Source organism: Aliiruegeria sabulilitoris (assembly GCF_001558155.1).
Classification (GTDB): Bacteria; Pseudomonadota; Alphaproteobacteria; order Rhodobacterales; family Rhodobacteraceae; genus Tropicimonas; species Tropicimonas sabulilitoris.
Genome location: NZ_LOAS01000003.1, coordinates 18,098 through 35,155, shown reverse-complemented (window position 1 = coordinate 35,155; position 17,058 = coordinate 18,098). Strand labels below are relative to the sequence as shown.

Here is a 17,058-nt window from a genome sequence, read left to right as displayed (position 1 = left end):
GTTTCAGACGATCTGAACTTTCATTTCGCCAAGGCCTTCGACCGACGCCTCCAGACTATCCCCCCGCTCAACGGGACCGACACCCGAGGGAGTGCCGGTGAGGATGACATCGCCCGCCGCCAGCTCGAAACACTCCGACAGGTAGGAGATCATTTCCGGCACTTTCCAGATCATCTGCGCCAGATCGCCCTGCTGGCGCAGCGATCCGTTCACCTTTAGAGACACCTCGCCCGAGGACGGGTGGCCAATCTCGCTCGCCGGCACCAGCGGACCGACCGGGGCCGAATGCTCGAACGCCTTCCCTATCTCCCAGGGACGCCCCATCTTCTTCATCTGCCCTTGCAGATCGCGCCGCGTCATGTCGAGCGCGATGGCATAACCATAAACATGGTCAAGCGCCTCGGCGACCGGGATGTCGCATCCGCCCGACTTCAAGGCGACCAGCATCTCTACCTCGTGATGCACGTCCGCACTCTGCGCGGGATAGGGAAACTGCCCGGATGCGTCGAGATTTTCGGCGTTCTTCTGAAAGAAGAAGGGCGGCTCGCGATCCGGGTCATGCCCCATCTCGACGGCATGGGCCGCGTAGTTGCGCCCGATGCAATAGACCCGGCGAACCGCGAACACGCCCTCGGCGCCGCGCACCGGAAGGCTCGCAATGGGCGGGGGAGCGATTACGAAACGGGACATGTTTCCCCTTCTGCGACCACTGGGGAAGCGATCACTCTGAAGCCGCGGCCTCGGCAATGGCCGGGCGAATGGTCTTTTCCATCACCGAGCTGGTAATCGGGCCAGCGAAGCGGGTGATGATCTTGCCGCTGGCGTCGATGACGAAGGTCTCCGGCACGCCGTAGACGCCCCAGTCGAGCCCCGTGCGGCCGCTCTTGTCGGAACCGGCAAGCGTGTAGGGGTCGCCTAGACCGGCCAGGAAAGCCGTGCCCTTGGCATCGGTATCCTTGTAATTCACACCGTGGATCTCGATCCCTTCGGCAGCAAGGGCCATCAGGTTGGGATGCTCGACCCGGCAGGGGGCGCACCAACTCGCCCAGAAATTCACCAACTTCACGCCGCCTTCGCGCAGAGCCGCATCCGTCAGTATGTCCTTGCCCGCGAAGGCTTCGAGCTGCATCGCTGGCGCAGGTTGCCCCTTGAGCGCTGTCGGCAACAAATCGGGGTTGTCGCGCTGCATTCCGAAGAAGAACAACGCCGCCACGCCGAGAAAGATCACCGGCGGCAGGATCATCATGAAGGAGACGCGTTTGTTTTCAGACATCCGTGGCGCTTTCCTTGCCCGACCTGTTCTTCCGCGCCGCTTCGACATCGCGCAGCGCCCGTCTCGTTCTCGCAGACTGGCGCAGCGAGATCAGCAGCAAAGCGACCATCAACGTGATTGTGACCGCATAGGCCGAAAGCACTTCGGCGGCGTATTTTCCAAGCTCCGGCATCATGCCATCCGCTCCCGTGCCTGAAGCGCCTTCATCCGACGCGCGCGCACCTCCGTGCGGGTCCGCACGAGGATCAGCAGGATGAAGAAGCCGACGAACCCGGCCAGGCAGAAGAGCAGCGGCCAGTAGAAGACGTCCGAGACGTTCTCTTCCTTGTCGAGCGAAAGCGAAGCGCCCTGGTGCAGGCCCTGGTTCCAGAAGACGAGCGCATAGCGCGAGAGTACGGCAAATACCGAACCGACGATGCACAGGACGGAGGTGAGCTCCGCCGCGGTGTCGTCATTCTCGATCGCCGCCCAGAGCGCCATGTAGCCGAGGTAGAACAGGAACAGCACGAGGAAGGAGGTCAGCCGCGGGTCCCAGGCCCACCAGGTGCCCCACATGGGCTGCCCCCAGATCGCGCCTGTGGCCAACGCGATGAGCGTCATCGTGGCGCCCACGGGCGCGGCGGCCTTGGCGGCGAGCGCGGAGACATGGTGGCGCCGGATCAGCCAGATCAGCGAGGCCACGAGCATCATCAACCACGCATTGATGGCGACCATGGCCGAGGGCACATGGATGTAGATGATCTTGACCGTCGATCCCTGTCGGTAATCGTCGGGCGTGAAAAAGAATCCCCATATCAGGCCGATCAGCAGCGCGGCGGCGGTTCCGACCGCCACAAATGGCAGCAGGAAGCCGGAAAGCGCCATGAAGCGGCGAGGATTGGCGTATTCCCAGAGCGATGTGGGTTTGGGCAGACGTTCAGACATGTCGCGGAGCCTATTCATTCCTTATTGACGGCTCAACAGCGCCGTGCGGCACAAATTCAGCGCAGGTTGATGCGGATTGCCGCAGCCGAGGCAAATGGAAGGAGCGCGACGGTTGCCAGCGTGATGCCGGCCAGCAGCGCCAGCGGCGTATCGGCGGACATCCCCTGCGTTCCGCGGCGGGCGACCTCGGCGCCGAAGATGAGCGTGGGTACATAGAGCGGCAGCACGATCAGCGAGAGCAGAAGCCCTCCCCGCTTGAGCCCGACCGTCAACGCCGCACCGAAAGTTCCAATCACGGAGAGCGCGGGCGTGCCGATGGCGAGCGAGAGCGTGAGCCAGAAGAAGCCGTCCGTCGGCAGATGGAGCAACACCCCAAGCACGGGCGCGGCGAGTGTAAGCGGCAGCCCGGTCGTCAGCCAATGGGCGAAGGCCTTGATCGTGGCCACCCCTTCGAGCGGGATAGGCGCCGTTGCAAGCAGCTCCAGCGAACCGTCTTCGAAATCGAGCGCAAGGATCCGATCCAGCGAGAGCAGACAGGAAAGCAGCGCGCCGAGCCAGAGGATACCGGCGGCAATGGTTGCCAGCGTTGCCGAGTCCGGCCCCACCGCGAAAGGGGTAAGGGTCACCACGATCAGGAAGAAGGCCAGCGCGAGGCCGAAGCCACCGCCCGCGCGGATCGCCAACGCCAGGTCGCGTTTGAGAAGGGCGATCACAGGAAGGCCTCGTGGAAATCTTCATGCGGGTCTTCGGGGGCCTCGGCCTTGAAGGGGCCAAGCTGGAGCACCTCTGCGTCAAGGCCGAGATCGATATGAGTGGCGATCACCGCGCTGCCGCCCTGCGCAAGGTGGCGTTCGACCGCGCTGGCGAAAAGGGCGACAGAATCGGTATCCAGCGAGACGGTTGGTTCGTCCAGGAGCCAGATCGACCGTCCTGTCACAGCCATGCGCGCCAGCCCCAGACGCCGTTTCTGCCCGGCCGAAAGGCTTCCCGCGGGGCGTTCAACCAGAGTTTCAAGGTTGAAATCCCTCAGAGCCGCCGAAATCTCGAACATCCCGTGCAGCTTTGCCCAGAAGGAAAGGTTTTCGCGCACACTCAGCGTCGCCTTGATCCCGTCGGCATGGGAGGCATAGGCCATGGCCTCGGGCCCGGGCTCCACCTTGCCCGCATCCGCGCGCTGCAGACCGGCGAGCGTGCGCAGCAGCGTCGTCTTGCCGATTCCATTCGGCCCGCGCAGCACGACCGCCCTGCCCGGCACGACGCGAAAGCTCACGGCTTCCAGCACGCGCATGCCGCCGCGCGTGACGGCGAGTTCGGTCACATTCATTTCCATGAAAGTCGGTCTAACGCAGGCTTGCGCGACGGAAAAGCAGGGAATGCGCGACGCGGCCAAGGCAGCGGAGAAACCGGCGTCACGCCAGACCGGGTTCCTTGTCCTCCGGTAATGTCAAAACCGCGGCGGCGAGCCGGCGTCCTTCGCTCAGCAGTACGTTATAGGTCCGGCAGGCCGAACCGGTGGACATCAATTCGACGCCGATCCCGGCGCCTTCGAGCGCGCTGCGCAGAGCGGCGGGGATCGGGGCCATGTCCGCGCCGGTTCCGAAAAGAACAAAGTCGATCTCATCCCGCAGGTTCAAGATCGTCGCGCTGTCCGTGAAACCAGCCCAGGTCTGTATTCCGGAGGGCCCCACGACCAGGTTGCCTTCATGCACTTTGCCCCCGAGGCGAAAGAAGCCGGGGCCGTAACCGTCGAACGGGGTGGCTTGCGGGTAGCTGACTTCCTTTAGATCCATGCGGTCCTCATCCGAAAATGGGCAGCGCGAGCAAAGCCGATGCCGCGATCAACCCGTGGGCCAAAAAGCGATACATTCTCGCGCGGGCCGGGTCAAAGAGCCGGGCGCCGAGCATGCTGCCGAGGGTGCTGGGGATCATCAGGACCAATCCCAGAACGACGGCATGCATCTCCAGCAGGCCCCGCAAGAACAGTGCCGCGACCAGCAGGATATCGAAAGCGAGAAGGAATAGCAGGGTGTTGGCGCGGATACGGGCCGCTCCGTATTCTCCGCCGAGATAGGCCAGGATCACCGGCGGGCCCGGCTGGCCGGTGAAGCCGCCGAGAAAGCCGGAGGCGCCGCCGATCCCGGCAAGCGCGGTCCGGCCGAAGGTGACATGGTGGCGCCAGCCACTGGCCAGAAGCGCCACCATCGCAAGCGCCACCAGCGCCACCACCCAGCGGAAGGCTTCCGGGTCCATCCGCTCGAGCACCATGATCCCGAAGGGCAGGCACAGGGTGCACCCCAGCGTGAGCGCACCGACATCTCGCAGCTCGGAATCCCGCAGGGCCTTGGGTGCGAGCGTCATGGCGCCGACGATATCGGCGGTCATGATGACCACGATCACCCAGACCGGCGGGATAAAGAGAGCAGCCAAGGGCACAAAAACAAGGGCCGCGCCGAAACCGGCGAAGCCCCGCACGCAGCCTGCAACGAAGATGATGCCGAAGAGCCAGCCGAGGCCCGGCGTCGCCAGGGCCTCGGCCAGAGCCTCAGGCATCAACATTGGCGAATTGCGTCCCGCCGCCCTGGCTGGGTTTGGACCAGTCGCGCTTCACGCCGAGCCGCAGCAGGATCGGTGCTGCGACGAAGATCGACGAATAGGTGCCGACCACGACGCCCCAGATCATCGCGAAAACGAAGCCTCGGATCACGTCACCGCCGAGTATGTAGAGCGAAACCAGCGCGATCAGCGTGGTGACGGAGGTCATGACGGTACGGCTCAGCGTTTCGTTGATCGAGAGGTTGAGCACTTCCTTCAGGTCCAGCGTCTTGTAGCGGCGCAGGTTCTCGCGCACCCGGTCGAAGACGACCACGGTGTCGTTGAGCGAATAGCCGACGATGGTCAGAAGGGCCGCAATGATCGTCAGGTCGAAACGGATCTGTAGCAGGCAGAAGACACCTATGGTCAGGGTCACGTCATGAATCAGAGCCGCCACCGCGCCGAGCGAGAACTGCCATTCGAAGCGCAGCCAGATGTAGAAGAGCACCGCGGCAATTGCCAGCACCACCGCCTCGATGGCGGTCCAGACCAGCTCGCTGGAGACTTTTGGCCCGACGGACTCGACCGAAGGGAAGGTGACATCCGGGTCGACCGCCTGCAGCGCCGACTCGATCTGCTGGATCATCTCCGGCGTGATTGACTCGTGGCCTTCTTGCTGCTGGATACGGATCTGGGCGACGTGCTCATCCTCGTCAAAGGAGGCGTCAAACACCTCAGTGATCGACACGTCGCCGAGATCGAGGGGCGCGATAGCCTGCCGGTACGCACCGACATCCACGGCCTGGCTGCTCTCGGTCCGGATCGTGGTGCCGCCAAGGAAGTCGATGCCAAAGTTCAGGCCGACCGAGAAGAACAGCGCGACGGAGACCACCATGGCGAGGATCGAGGCACCGAAAGTGATCTTCCAACGCTTGAAGAAATCCCATTTCGTGTTTTCGGGTACGAGTTTCAGGCGCATCTCAGACCTCGATGGTTTTCGGGCGGCGGCGTTCGAACCACATCACGATCAACAGCCGCGTGATGTAGATCGCGGTGAAGACCGAGGTGAGGATGCCGAGGCCGAGCGTGATCGCGAAACCGCGCACCGGGCCGGAGCCAAGCGCGAAGAGGATCGCGGCGGTAATGAAGGTGGTGACATTGGCGTCAAGGATCGCCGAAAGTGCTTTCTCGTAGCCAAGCTCGATGGCGCGGGATGGACCGCGCGCCGTCTTCAGTTCTTCGCGGATCCGTTCGAAGACGAGCACGTTGGCGTCCACGGCCATGCCGACGGTCAGCACGATACCGGCGATGCCGGGCAGCGTCAGCGTGGCGCCGATGATCGACAACAGGCCGAAGATCAGGCCCACATTGATGATCAGCGCGATATTGGCGAAGATTCCGAACAGCCCGTAGGACAGCCACATGAAGGCCAGCACCGCGACGAAGGCGACGATGGTCGCGATGCGCCCGGCCTCGATGCTGTCGGCGCCAAGCTCCGGGCCGATCGTCCGTTCCTGCAGGAACGTCATCTCGGCGGGAAGCGCACCCGCGCGCAGCAGCACGGCGAGATTGGTCGATTCCTCGATGGTGAAATTGCCGGTGATGATGCCGGAGCCGCCGGGGATATGGTCTTGGATGGTCGGCGCCGAGATTACCTCGTTGTCGAGCACGATGGCGAAGGGCGAGCCGATATTGTCCCGCGTGTAATCGCCAAACTTGCGCGCCCCGGTCGGGTTGAAGCGGAAGCTCACCGCCGGGCGGCCGTTCTGGTCAAAGCTGGGCTGGGCGTCCGTCAGCTCATCGCCGGAGACCACGAAGCTCTCCTCGATGATATAATAGGTGCCTTCCTCGTCCATTGACGGCACCACGAGGTTGCGGGCGCCGGCATTGGCCTCCGGATCGGACGTGCGCGAGACGACCGGGTGGAAGGTCAGCTTCGCCGTCTGACCGATCAGGTCCTTCAGTTCCTGTGCAGAGCCGATGCCGGGCACCTGGATGATGATCCGGGTCTCGCCCTGACGCTGGATCGAGGGCTCGCGGGTGCCCGCCTCGTCCACGCGGCGGCGGACGATTTCGAGCGACTGCTTCACGGTGCGGTCGTCGGTGGCGATCCTTTCATGCTCGGAAAGAGTCACGATCAGCGTGTCGCCCTGCCCCGTCACTTCGATGTCGTTGGAGCCGACCCCGGTCAGGCTCAGGATCGGGCGTGAAATGCTCTTCGCCGTCTCGATGGCCTCGGCCATCGCCTCGGGGTTGGCGATCTTCACATGCAGCTCGCTGACCGGCCCGTCGACACGCCGGATGGCGCCGACCGTGTCACGCTTCTCGCGCAGTGCGTCGCGGACCTCGGGCCAGTAGCCGTTCATCCGTTCGGCATAGACATCCTCGACCTGGACATCGGCTAGAAGGTAGGCGCCGCCGCGCAGGTCGAGACCGAGATTGACCAGCCCCGAGGGCATCCAGGAGGGCCAGGCCGAGACCGCCTCCTGCAACTCGGGTGTGGAACCGGCGGCTTCGATCTGCTTGAGCGCGTCGTTGTGACTCTCGACCCGCGGGTAGAAAAGGTTCGGAACCGCCATGAAGAGGACCAGAGCGGTAAACGCCCAGATCAACACGCGTTTCCAGGTAGAAAACTGCAGCATGTGAGGGATCGCCTTCAGCTATTGCAGGCGGGGGCCTCAGCCCTCGGATGCGGGCTCGGTCTTGGAGAGAACCTGGGCGACGGTGGAACGCACGATCCGCACCTTGGTGCCGTCCGCGATTTCGACTTCCAGCTCGTTTTCGTCCTTCACCTTGGCCACTTTGGCGATGATGCCGCCCTGTGTCACGATCTGGTCGCCACGGCGCAGCTCGGTGACCATTTTCTGGTGCTGCTTCATCTTCTTTTGCTGCGGACGGATCAGCAGCAGGTACATGATCGCAAAGATCAGGATCAGCGGCACGAACTGCATGATCGCGCTTCCACCGGCGCCACCGGCGGCCTGAGCATAGGCGGGCGTTGCAAACATAGAAAATCCCCTCGAGTCGGATAGAGGGCCATGCGGCCCGTCAGAATTGCGCGGAACCTATGTGCCACGGGCGGCAAAGACAAGGCGAAGCAGCGAAGGCATTGGTGCAACCCTGTCACAACACTGCGTGAGGCGGCGATGTTTGCGCCTTTTCGCCCCTCACCGACCGGCGTTACGGCTATTGGAGCTGCCTTTCGCCGGGGGCCGGCCAAGGACGGGGCGTTGAATTCACGGCCCACTTGCCCGATAAGGCCCGACAGCGCGTCGTCCGTCTTCCCGTTATGTCGCAAACGGGAAACCTCGGCGCCGCGCGCTACTTACACTCGCCGACAGACATGCCGGGCATCCGGGAACAACAGGACCAGATCGTGAGCGCACAGGACCCCCTCGTCATATTCACCCCCTCCGGCAAGCGCGGACGCTTCCCGACAGGCACGCCGGTTCTGACCGCGGCGCGGCAACTGGGCGTGGATCTCGATTCCGTCTGCGGTGGGCGCGGGATCTGCTCCAAGTGCCAGGTCGCCCCGGCCTTCGGCGAGTTTTCCAAGCATGGCGTGACCGTCGCCAAGGACGCGCTGTCGGAATGGAACGCGGTGGAGGCCCGTTACGACGAGAAGCGCGGGTTGAAACCGGGCCGGCGGCTCGGCTGCCAGGCGACGATCCAGTCCGATATCGTGATCGACGTGCCGCCCGAGAGCCAGGTCCACCGCCAGGTCGTGCGCAAGGCCGCCACCGAGCGCGTGATCGAGATGGATCCAGCCACGCGCCTGCTGCTGGTCGACGTGGCCGAGCCGGACATGCACGACCCTTCGGGGGATCTCCAACGTCTGAAGGCGGCGCTGCACGCGGCCTGGCAGGTGGAGCTGGGCGATCTGCCGCTGCCCCTTCTGGCAAAGCTCCAGCCGGTCCTGCGCAAGGGCGGCTGGCAGGTCACCTGCGCCATCTTCCAGCCCGCCGACGGGCCGGTGCAGCTTCTGGACATCTGGCCCGGCTATTTCGAAGGCCCGCTCTACGGGCTGGCGATCGATCTCGGCTCGACCACCATGGCGGCGCATCTGTGCGATCTCGCCACCGGGACCGTGCTCGCCTCCTCCGGCCTGATGAACCCGCAGATCCGCTTCGGCGAGGACCTGATGAGCCGGGTGTCTTACGCGATGATGAACCCCGGCGGCGATGCCGAGATGACGACGGCCGTGCGCGAGGCGTTGAACCAGCTTGCCGGAGAAATCGCGCAGGAAGCCGAGATCGACCCGCGCCTGATCGTGGAGACGGTCTTCGTCTGCAACCCGGTGATGCACCACCTTCTGCTGGGGATCGATCCGGTGGAACTGGGCCAGGCGCCCTTCGCGCTGGCCACTTCCGATTCCCTCTCCCTCTTCGCCTCGGAACTGGGGATGGACGCGATCCACCCCCAGGCACGCAGCTACATCCTGCCCTGCATCGCCGGCCATGTCGGCGCGGATGCCGCCGCCGTGGCGCTTTCCGAAGCGCCCGGGGAGCAGGACGACCTGACACTTGTGATCGATGTCGGCACCAATGCCGAGATCCTGCTTGGCAATCGCTCCCGCGTGCTGGCCTGCTCCTCGCCCACCGGCCCGGCCTTCGAGGGCGCACAGATCAGCTCCGGCCAGCGCGCCGCCCCCGGCGCCATCGAGCGCATCGAGATCGACCCGGAAACGAAGGCGCCGCGCTTCCGCGTCATCGGCTGCGATCTGTGGTCCGACGATCCCGGTTTCGACGCCGCCACCGCCGTGACCGGCATCACAGGCATTTGCGGCTCCGGCATCATCGAGGCGGTGGCCGAGATGCGCATGACCGGGCTGCTCGATGCCTCTGGCCTTATCGGCTCGGCCGAGCAGACAGGAACCTCTCGCTGCGAGGCAGACGGGCGCACCCATAGCTACCTGGTACATGACGGCAGCGCCGATGGCGGACCGCGCATCACCGTCACCCAGGGCGATATCCGCGCAATCCAGCTGGCGAAATCCGCGCTTTATGCCGGCGCGCGGCTGCTGATGGACGAGATGGGCGTGGACACGGTCGACCGCGTCGTGCTGGCCGGGGCCTTTGGCGCCCATATCAGCCCCAAACACGCGATGGTGCTGGGCATGATCCCGGACGCGCCGCTCAACAAGGTCACCTCCGCCGGCAATGCCGCCGGAACCGGCGCCCGAATCGCGCTCCTGAACCGCGCGTCGCGCAAGGAAATCGAGACCGTCGTGCGCCAGATCACCAAAGTCGAGACCGCCATCGAGCCGCGTTTCCAGGAGCATTTCGTCGCCGCAAACGCCCTGCCCCACGCAAGCGATCCGTTCCCGAATCTCTCGGCGCTGGTCCCGCTCCCCGATCTGAGTTTCAACACCGGCGGCGGCGACGGCTCTGACGGCGGACGCCGCCGTCGCCGGCGTCGCGGCTGAGCCTTATCCGCTTGACGCGGACAGCGCGTCTTCGTATGCCAAAATTCCGGTGCGGGTGTAGCTCAATGGTAGAGCAGGAGCTTCCCAAGCTTAAGACGAGGGTTCGATTCCCTTCACCCGCTCCAAACTTCCAAATCCGTCAAAACCCTATTCAGCCGCCTCGTGGGCCGGAAGCGCGTGAAGCAGCGCCGAGACGTCGCTGCGCAGTTTTTCGGCGGCTTCCTCGTCGGTCATCTCGTCCGATGACACGAACTGGATGAAGCGAGTGTTTTGCAGATGGAAGAGCCCCTTGCCGAGGGCGAAGGGTGAGACATCGGCCGAGACGCGCCCGTCCTGCTGCAACCGCTCGACCTCGCGGACAAGCACCAGGGAAAGCTTGTGATCCAACTCGTGATAAGTCTTCGCGAAACGCGATTCCGAATCGACGATGGTTGCCGCCACGACCTGCCGCCAGATCTGCTTATTCAGGTTCGTGACGGCGTGATTGCGCACGATCGCGGCGAAATTCAGCAGGAGTTCCGGCAGGTCGTCGATGTCCCCGGACAGCGCTGCGCCCATTCTTTCCAGCAGTTTCCGGTCGCTCTCGGCGACGATTGCCAGCAGCACGCCAGCCTTGGTCCCATAATAGTTGTGAACCGTCACACCGGACAGACCGACCGCAGCCGCGATCCCCTCGATGGTCGTGGCCTCGTACCCCTGCTCCAGGAACAGCGCGCGGGCCTCTTCCACGATACGTTTCTGGCGGTCTTGCTTCTGGCGTTCTCTCAAACCGGCCACTGACAGGACTCCTTGATTAAAAATTGTGCACACTGCTCGGTGGCGTCACCCACACCTTAGTCGAATGAAATTTTTATTGAACTAATTTTTTTGTCGTGCCTAAGTTTTATCAACGAATGTTCAACAGGGGGAACTCCATGAATAATCTTGCGCGTACTCTTCTCTTTTCGACACTTTCCGCCGCAGCGCTCGCCGCGCCTGCCGCTCAAGCGGACTCGGTCAATGTCGGTGTCTGCGTCTCCTGGCCGGGATACGCCATGCTCGAAATCGCCCGGCAAAAGGGGCTGACCGACGGGCATGATCTCAACATCACCATCTTCGAGGACCCGCTGGGTGGGCACTCCGCGCTCGCGGCAGGCCAACTCGACGTCTATGGCTGCACCGCCGATTACACGCCGCTGATCGTGGATCGCGGCACGGACGTGGTGAACGTCGCCTTCCTGAACCCGTCCTACGGTGTCGATCACGTCATCATGAAGGGCGGCGTGGAGATCGCGGATCTCAAGGGCAAGAAAGTCTCGGCCCCGCAGGCCTATATCGGGCACCTGCTCATGGGCATCTGGCTGGACTCGCAAGGGATCGCGCCGGATGAGGTCGAATGGGTCAACCTGAATGCCGACGAGGCCGTGGGTCCGATGCTGTCGGGCGATCTTTCGGCGGCCTACATGTACGAGCCCTGGATCTCCAAGGTTCTTGAAGCGACGCCCGGTTCGAAGAGCGTGGTCAACACCGCCGATCCGGACGTGCTCAAGACCGGTATCTTCATGGACGGCCTCTACATGAACACCAATTTCATCGAGGAAAAGCGCGGCGTGGCGCTGGCCGTACTCAAGGCTCGCTGGGAGGGTCTCGGCTACTGGCATGAAAATGTCGAGGAGACCAACCAGCTTCTGGCCGATTTCCTGCAATGGCCGGCCGAGGATATCGGCTACGTGATCGGCACCAATGGCAAGAGCTTCGAGGGCGGCATCTACATGTACGACTTCGACGAATCCGCCCGCGCCTGCGGTGTTCTGGAGGGCGATCCGCCCTTTGGCCTGCCCAATGGCGGCATGGTGAATGCCATCGCGCTGACCAATGACTGGTGGATCAAGCTGGGGCTGATGGAGAACAAGATCGACGCCGCCGCCGGGATCGATTGCTCGCTGATGGGCGATCTGGTCGAGGCTGGCTACCGCCAGTCCTTCACGGCCAACTGAGCCAACCGGCGCGCCCCTCTGCGGGCGCGCCGCCATTTCACGGACGAGCCCCCATGCCAACTCCGCATCAAGCGCGCCATTTCCTTGAAATCCGCAAACCCGTGTCGCGCCCGCAGGCGATCCTGTCGGCAATCGGTATCTGGGCCGTGTTTTTCGGCATCTGGAGCGTCGCCGCACATTCCGGTTGGGTGAATGCCCTGCTGGTCCCGCCGCCCGATCAGGTCTTTGCCACCACCTGGGATCTGTTTGCCTCCCGCGGCTTCACCAGCGATGTGCTGATCTCGATCACCCGCGTGCTGGTCTCCTTTGCGATGGCCTGCGCGGTGGCCATCCCCCTCGGCGTGATGATGGGAACCTTTCCCTCGGTCGAGGCGATCTTCAACCCCTTCGTCGGCGCATGGCGTTACCTGCCGGCACCCTCCTTCATCCCGATCCTGCTGATGTGGTTCGGCACCGGCGAGGCGCCGAAACTGGCGCTGCTGTTCATCGGGGTGGTGTTCTTCCTGATCACGCTGGTCATGGACCACACCAAGAACGTGCGAAAGGAGCTGATCGAAACCGCGCTGACACTCGGCGCCAGCCGTCAAGTGACGGTGTTGCAGGTGGTCTTTCCCGCCGCGCTGCCGGACATCTTCACCGCCATGCGCCAGATGATGGCGATGGCCTGGACCTACCTGGTGATCGCCGAAATCGTCGCCTCCACCACCGGTATCGGCGCGATGATGATGCGGGCGCGGCGCTTCCTGAAAACCGACGAGATCCTCTCGGGCATTATCGTGATCGGGGCGCTCGGGCTGTTCTTCGACCTGGCCTTCGGGCGGCTACACCGATGGCTCTTCCCCTATCGCAAGGAGACACGCTGATGAGCGAGGCACTCTTGCATCTGGACGGTGTTTCGAAAGTCTTCCCGATTGCCGGCGGCAAATCCGTCAAGGCGGTGGACCGCGTCTCCTTCGACGTCGAGGAAAACCGCATCTGTGTGCTGCTTGGGCCCTCGGGCTGCGGAAAATCCACGATTCTGCGCATGATTGCAGGGCTGGAAGACCCCTCCGACGGCGCGGTCACGCTGCACGGCAAGCCGGTTGTCGGCCCCGCGCGCGACCGGGGCATGGTGTTTCAGGCCTACACCTCCTTCGACTGGCTGTCGGTGCGCCGGAATGTCGAGTTCGGCATGAAGGTGAACGGCGTGCCACACGCAGAGCGCCGGGACCGGGCCGCGCATTTCATCGATCTGGTCGGGCTGACGAAATTCGCCGAGGCCTATCCCTCGCAGCTCTCCGGCGGCATGCGCCAGCGCGTGGCCATTGCCCGGACGCTGGCCAATGGGCCGGAACTGCTGCTGATGGACGAACCTTTCGGCGCGCTCGATGCCGAAACACGCTGGCACATGCAGGAGTTGATGATCGACATCGCCCGACAGGAAAACACCACCATGGTGATCGTCACCCACGATATCGAGGAGGCGATTTTCCTGGCCGACAAGATCATCTTCCTGTCGAGCCACCCCGGCCGGCTGAAGGAGGTGATCGTGCCCGAGTTCAAGCATGGCAGCCGGATCAACGACAAGGAACATATCGTGCAGCTGCCGGGCTATGCCGAGATGGAACAGAAAATCATGCGGTTGATGCGCGAAGAAGGCTCCCGCGAATGACGAAAAAGGACATGCCAATGAGAACCGTGATGATGCCGGAGATGACCTGGCCGGAATATGCCGAGGCGCTGAAGACCAACCCGGTCGTGTTCCTGCCTACCGGCACGCTGGAGCAGCACGGGCCGCACCTGCCGATGGGCCTGGACTACCTGCTGCCCTACGCCATTTCGCGCGAGATCGCCGAGGCGGTTGGCGGCGTTGTCGCCGCCCCCGTGACCTATGGCTACAAGTCCATGACCCGCTCCGCCGGCGGGCCGTTCTTTCCCGGCAGCACCGGGCTCGACGGCAACACCCTGAGCTGCGTTATCCGCGACGTGATCCGAGAGCTGGTGCGCCACGGCGCGCGACGGATCTGCGTGCTGGACGGGAACTACGAGAACCTGTGGTTCCTAAACGAAGGCATCGACCTGGCCATGCGCGAGGTCGGCGACAAGGGCGTGCGGATCATGTGCCTGCAGCACTGGGAGTTCCTGACCGAAGAGACGCTCGCGCAGGTCTTCCCCGACGGCTATCCTGGCATCGAGCTGGAACATGCCGCGGTGCTGGAGACCTCGCTGATGATGAATTTCCATCCTGAACTGGTGCGGTTCGATCTCGTGCCCGACAACGACGCCGCCGAGGCGCCCTGCTACGATGTCTGGCCGCCGCGCCGGGAATGGGTGGCCCCTGAAGGCTCGCTGATCTCGGCCAAGGGCGCGACCCCCGAGAAGGGCGCGCTCATCGCCGCGCAATACCGGCGCGACATCACCGCCGCCATTCGGCGCGAATTCTACGAGCTGGGATGATGCGCGCGCTCTTTGACTATTCCGGCCACCGCGTTCTGGTAACGGGGGCGGCCGGGGGGATTGGCCGCGCCGTCGCCGAGGGCTTCGCGGCGGCCGGGGCCAGCCTTGTGATTGTGGACATGAACCCGGCCATTCAGGCGGTGGCTGAGGAGATCGGCGGCGATGTTACCGCGCTTCAATGCGACATCGCCGATGGCGAGGCCGTGCGATCTGCGCTTGGCGGCCTCGGCTCTGTCGACGTGCTGGTCAACAATGCCGGGCTGGAGCGCCCCACCCCGCTGGCCGGCCCGGATCCGGAAACCGACGAGATCTTCGACCGGATCATCGACGTTAACATTCGCGGCACCCGCAATGTCACCCGCGCGCTGCTGCCCGCGATGCAGCCCGGCGCGCGCATCCTGCTGACCGCGTCGATCTGGGGCCGCACGGCGGTGCCGGATTTCTCGGCCTATGTCGCTTCCAAGCACGCGATCATCGGACTGGCGCGGACATGGGCGCAGGAACTCGGGCCGCGCGGTATTCGCGTCAACGCGATCTGCCCGGGTTGGGTGCGCACGAAACAGGCGATGGGCTCGCTTGCGCGGATGGCCGAAGCACAGAGGCGCAGCGAACAGGATCTCCTGACCGAGGTCTCCGACGCGCAGGCGCTCGAAGGCGTGATGGACCCGGCCGATGTGGCCGGGCTCTACCTGTTCCTGGGAAGCGACGCCGCCGCCAATATCACCGGACAGGCGATCAATATCGACCGTGGCGAGGTGATGTCGTGACGCTGCGAGGCAAGGTCGCGCTGGTTACCGGCGGCTCGCGCGGCATAGGCCGGGCCATCGCCGAGGCGCTCACCGCCGCAGGGTCCCGCGTGGCAATCTGCCATTCGGACGATCCTGCTTCCGTGACCTTTCCGGTCGCATACTCCGCAGATGTTTCGAGCGAGGTCGAAGTTATCAGCCTGTTCGACCGAGTGACGGAGGAACTCGGCACGCCCGAAATTGTCGTCAACAACGCTGGCATCCTGCACGAAGCCCCGCTCACCGAGACCACGTTGGCCGACTTCGACCGGGTGATCGCGGTCAACCTGCGTGGCAGCTTCCTTGTCGCGCGCGAGTCGGCGCGACGGATGGAGAGCGGGCGCATCCTCAACATCGCCTCCGATCTCGGGTTGCTGGGGCGCGAGAACATGGCGGCCTACAGCGCCTCCAAGGGCGGGATCATCGCGTTGACCCGCTCCATGGCGCGAGAGCTGGCACCACGAATACTCGTGAACGCCATCGCCCCCGGCCCGATCGATACCGACATGACCAGCCCCGGAGCGATGAGCCCCGAGGCGCTGGCCAAGGACCTTGATACGCCGCTGGCCCGCTTCGGCCGCCCCGAGGAGGTCGCCGCGCTCGCCACCTTCCTCGCCGGACCGCAGGCGGGCTTCATCACCGGGCAATGCTACGGGGTGAATGGCGGCAGCGTGATGACCTGACAGGAGACGATGATGAGCGATCCCTTCTTCCAGCCGGTGTCCGGCTTCGACCTGCCCCGTTACGCGGGCGTGCCCACCTTCATGCGGCTGCCACATATCCCGCTGGAGGACGAACGCCTCGGCCAGGTCGATGTCGGTCTGATCGGCGTGCCCTGGGACAGCGGCACCACCAACCGCCCCGGCCCGCGCCACGGCCCCCGCCAGCTGCGCGACATGTCGACGATGATGCGGGCCGAGAACGGCGCCACCGGCATCCGTCCCTTCGAGGCGATGAACTGCGCCGATCTCGGCGACGTGCCGCCGAACCCGGCGGATATCCAGGAGTCGATGACCCGGATAACCGCCTTCTACAATCGTGTCCTCGCCGCCGGAATCCGCCCGCTCACCGCTGGCGGAGACCATCTGACCTCGCTTCCGGTGCTGCGCGCGCTGGCGGCCAAAGAGCCGCTCGGCATGGTGCATTTCGACAGCCACACGGACCTCTTCCACAGCTATTTCGGCGGCACGATGTATACCCACGGCACGCCCTTCCGCCGCGCCGTCGAAGAGGGCCTGCTGGACCCGAAGCGCGTGGTGCAGATCGGCATTCGGGGCACCACCTATGACCGCGAGGACCGGGATTTTGCCGAGTCCGTCGGCATCCGGGTGATCCCGATCGAGGAATTCCACGCGCGCGGAGTCGCGGACGTGATGGCCGAGGCGCGCGAAATCGTCGGCACCGAGCCTACCTATGTCTCCTACGATATCGACTTCATCGACCCCGCCTTTGCCCCCGGCACCGGCACGCCGGAGATCGGCGGCCCGAACTCCTTCCAGGCGCTGCAGGTGGTCCGCGCGCTGAAGGGATGCAAAATCGTCGGTGCCGATCTGGTCGAGGTCTCGCCCCCCTTCGACGCCTCGGGCGGCACGGCCTATCTCGGCGCGACGATCCTGTTTGAATTGCTATGCGTGATGGTCGGCTGAATGCTCGGTTCGGGCTGACAAATCCGGATTATGGCTGCTATTGTATACCACAACAAAGGAT

At 64.2% G+C, this 17,058-nt stretch carries 20 protein-coding genes and 1 tRNA gene; 9 read left to right on the top strand and 12 right to left on the bottom strand.

Annotated features, from left to right (window positions below; genetic code table 11):
* Positions 1 to 3 precede the first annotated feature (3 nt).
* The 11 genes from AX756_RS04625 to yajC form a co-directional block, all read right to left on the bottom strand.
* The gene (locus AX756_RS04625) at positions 4 to 690 is read right to left on the bottom strand and encodes a fumarylacetoacetate hydrolase family protein (RefSeq protein ID WP_068309167.1); all 687 of its coding nucleotides are present in this window, start codon (positions 688 to 690) and stop codon (positions 4 to 6) included.
* Between the two features lie 31 nt (positions 691 to 721).
* Positions 722 to 1,273 carry a DsbE family thiol:disulfide interchange protein gene (locus AX756_RS04620; RefSeq protein WP_231700982.1) on the bottom strand — a complete coding sequence of 184 codons (552 nt, stop codon included), beginning with the start codon at positions 1,271 to 1,273 and terminating at the stop codon, positions 722 to 724.
* Positions 1,266 to 1,448, bottom strand: a complete 183-nt coding sequence (ccmD, locus tag AX756_RS04615) for a heme exporter protein CcmD (RefSeq protein WP_068309165.1) — start codon at positions 1,446 to 1,448, stop codon at positions 1,266 to 1,268. Before ccmD ends, AX756_RS04620 begins: the two co-directional genes overlap by 8 nt.
* Positions 1,445 to 2,197 (bottom strand): heme ABC transporter permease, encoded by a 753-nt coding sequence (locus AX756_RS04610; protein WP_068309163.1) that lies wholly within the window; start codon positions 2,195 to 2,197, stop codon positions 1,445 to 1,447. Before AX756_RS04610 ends, ccmD begins: the two co-directional genes overlap by 4 nt.
* Positions 2,198 to 2,253: 56 nt before the next feature.
* Entirely contained in the window at positions 2,254 to 2,910 is a 657-nt protein-coding gene (ccmB, locus tag AX756_RS04605) for a heme exporter protein CcmB (RefSeq protein WP_068309161.1), read from the bottom strand.
* The gene (gene ccmA, locus AX756_RS04600) at positions 2,907 to 3,527 is read right to left on the bottom strand and encodes a heme ABC exporter ATP-binding protein CcmA (RefSeq protein WP_068309159.1); all 621 of its coding nucleotides are present in this window, start codon (positions 3,525 to 3,527) and stop codon (positions 2,907 to 2,909) included. Before ccmA ends, ccmB begins: the two co-directional genes overlap by 4 nt.
* 79 nt (positions 3,528 to 3,606) lie before the next feature.
* Positions 3,607 to 3,987: an Mth938-like domain-containing protein gene (locus AX756_RS04595; RefSeq protein ID WP_068309156.1), complete on the bottom strand. Its 381-nt coding sequence runs from the start codon at positions 3,985 to 3,987 to the stop codon at positions 3,607 to 3,609.
* 7 nt (positions 3,988 to 3,994) lie between these two features.
* Positions 3,995 to 4,753 carry a sulfite exporter TauE/SafE family protein gene (locus AX756_RS04590; RefSeq protein WP_068309155.1) on the bottom strand — a complete coding sequence of 253 codons (759 nt, stop codon included), beginning with the start codon at positions 4,751 to 4,753 and terminating at the stop codon, positions 3,995 to 3,997.
* On the bottom strand, positions 4,740 to 5,708 hold the full coding sequence (gene secF, locus AX756_RS04585) for a protein translocase subunit SecF (RefSeq protein ID WP_068309153.1): 969 nt from the start codon (positions 5,706 to 5,708) through the stop codon (positions 4,740 to 4,742). The genes AX756_RS04590 and secF overlap by 14 nt, the downstream gene beginning before the upstream one ends.
* 1 nt (position 5,709) lies before the next feature.
* A complete protein-coding gene (gene secD / locus AX756_RS04580) occupies positions 5,710 to 7,371 on the bottom strand; it encodes a protein translocase subunit SecD (RefSeq protein WP_068309151.1) in 1,662 nt (553 codons plus the stop codon).
* Positions 7,372 to 7,407: 36 nt separating this feature from the next.
* The gene (gene yajC / locus AX756_RS04575; RefSeq protein WP_068309149.1) at positions 7,408 to 7,737 is read right to left on the bottom strand and encodes a preprotein translocase subunit YajC; all 330 of its coding nucleotides are present in this window, start codon (positions 7,735 to 7,737) and stop codon (positions 7,408 to 7,410) included.
* 368 nt (positions 7,738 to 8,105) lie between these two features.
* On the opposite strand from yajC, the gene AX756_RS04570 reads away from it, so the two are divergent.
* Positions 8,106 to 10,154: an ASKHA domain-containing protein gene (locus tag AX756_RS04570; RefSeq protein WP_231700981.1), complete on the top strand. Its 2,049-nt coding sequence runs from the start codon at positions 8,106 to 8,108 to the stop codon at positions 10,152 to 10,154.
* 51 nt (positions 10,155 to 10,205) lie between these two features.
* Positions 10,206 to 10,279: transfer RNA gene (locus AX756_RS04565), tRNA-Gly, on the top strand.
* Positions 10,280 to 10,301: 22 nt separating this feature from the next.
* On the opposite strand, the gene AX756_RS04560 is transcribed toward AX756_RS04565, so the two are convergent.
* Positions 10,302 to 10,931 carry a TetR/AcrR family transcriptional regulator gene (locus AX756_RS04560; RefSeq protein ID WP_068309146.1) on the bottom strand — a complete coding sequence of 210 codons (630 nt, stop codon included), beginning with the start codon at positions 10,929 to 10,931 and terminating at the stop codon, positions 10,302 to 10,304.
* Between the two features lie 137 nt (positions 10,932 to 11,068).
* On the opposite strand from AX756_RS04560, the gene AX756_RS04555 reads away from it, so the two are divergent.
* The 7 genes from AX756_RS04555 to speB are packed head-to-tail and all read left to right on the top strand — an operon-like array spanning position 11,069 to position 16,997.
* Positions 11,069 to 12,130, top strand: a complete 1,062-nt coding sequence (locus AX756_RS04555) for an ABC transporter substrate-binding protein (protein WP_068309144.1) — start codon at positions 11,069 to 11,071, stop codon at positions 12,128 to 12,130.
* A 53-nt stretch (positions 12,131 to 12,183) separates the two neighbouring features.
* Positions 12,184 to 12,993: an ABC transporter permease gene (locus AX756_RS04550; protein WP_068309143.1), complete on the top strand. Its 810-nt coding sequence runs from the start codon at positions 12,184 to 12,186 to the stop codon at positions 12,991 to 12,993.
* Positions 12,993 to 13,781, top strand: coding sequence for an ABC transporter ATP-binding protein (locus AX756_RS04545; protein ID WP_068309140.1), 789 nt, complete (start codon positions 12,993 to 12,995; stop codon positions 13,779 to 13,781). The genes AX756_RS04550 and AX756_RS04545 overlap by 1 nt, the downstream gene beginning before the upstream one ends.
* A gap of 17 nt (positions 13,782 to 13,798) precedes the next feature.
* On the top strand, positions 13,799 to 14,566 hold the full coding sequence (locus tag AX756_RS04540; RefSeq protein WP_068309551.1) for a creatininase: 768 nt from the start codon (positions 13,799 to 13,801) through the stop codon (positions 14,564 to 14,566).
* Positions 14,566 to 15,333, top strand: coding sequence for an SDR family NAD(P)-dependent oxidoreductase (locus AX756_RS04535; RefSeq protein WP_068309550.1), 768 nt, complete (start codon positions 14,566 to 14,568; stop codon positions 15,331 to 15,333). Before AX756_RS04540 ends, AX756_RS04535 begins: the two co-directional genes overlap by 1 nt.
* Positions 15,330 to 16,034 carry an SDR family NAD(P)-dependent oxidoreductase gene (locus AX756_RS04530; protein ID WP_068309138.1) on the top strand — a complete coding sequence of 235 codons (705 nt, stop codon included), beginning with the start codon at positions 15,330 to 15,332 and terminating at the stop codon, positions 16,032 to 16,034. The genes AX756_RS04535 and AX756_RS04530 overlap by 4 nt, the downstream gene beginning before the upstream one ends.
* A gap of 9 nt (positions 16,035 to 16,043) precedes the next feature.
* Positions 16,044 to 16,997 (top strand): agmatinase, encoded by a 954-nt coding sequence (gene speB, locus AX756_RS04525; protein WP_170307690.1) that lies wholly within the window; start codon positions 16,044 to 16,046, stop codon positions 16,995 to 16,997.
* The last annotated feature ends 61 nt before the right edge of the window (positions 16,998 to 17,058 follow it).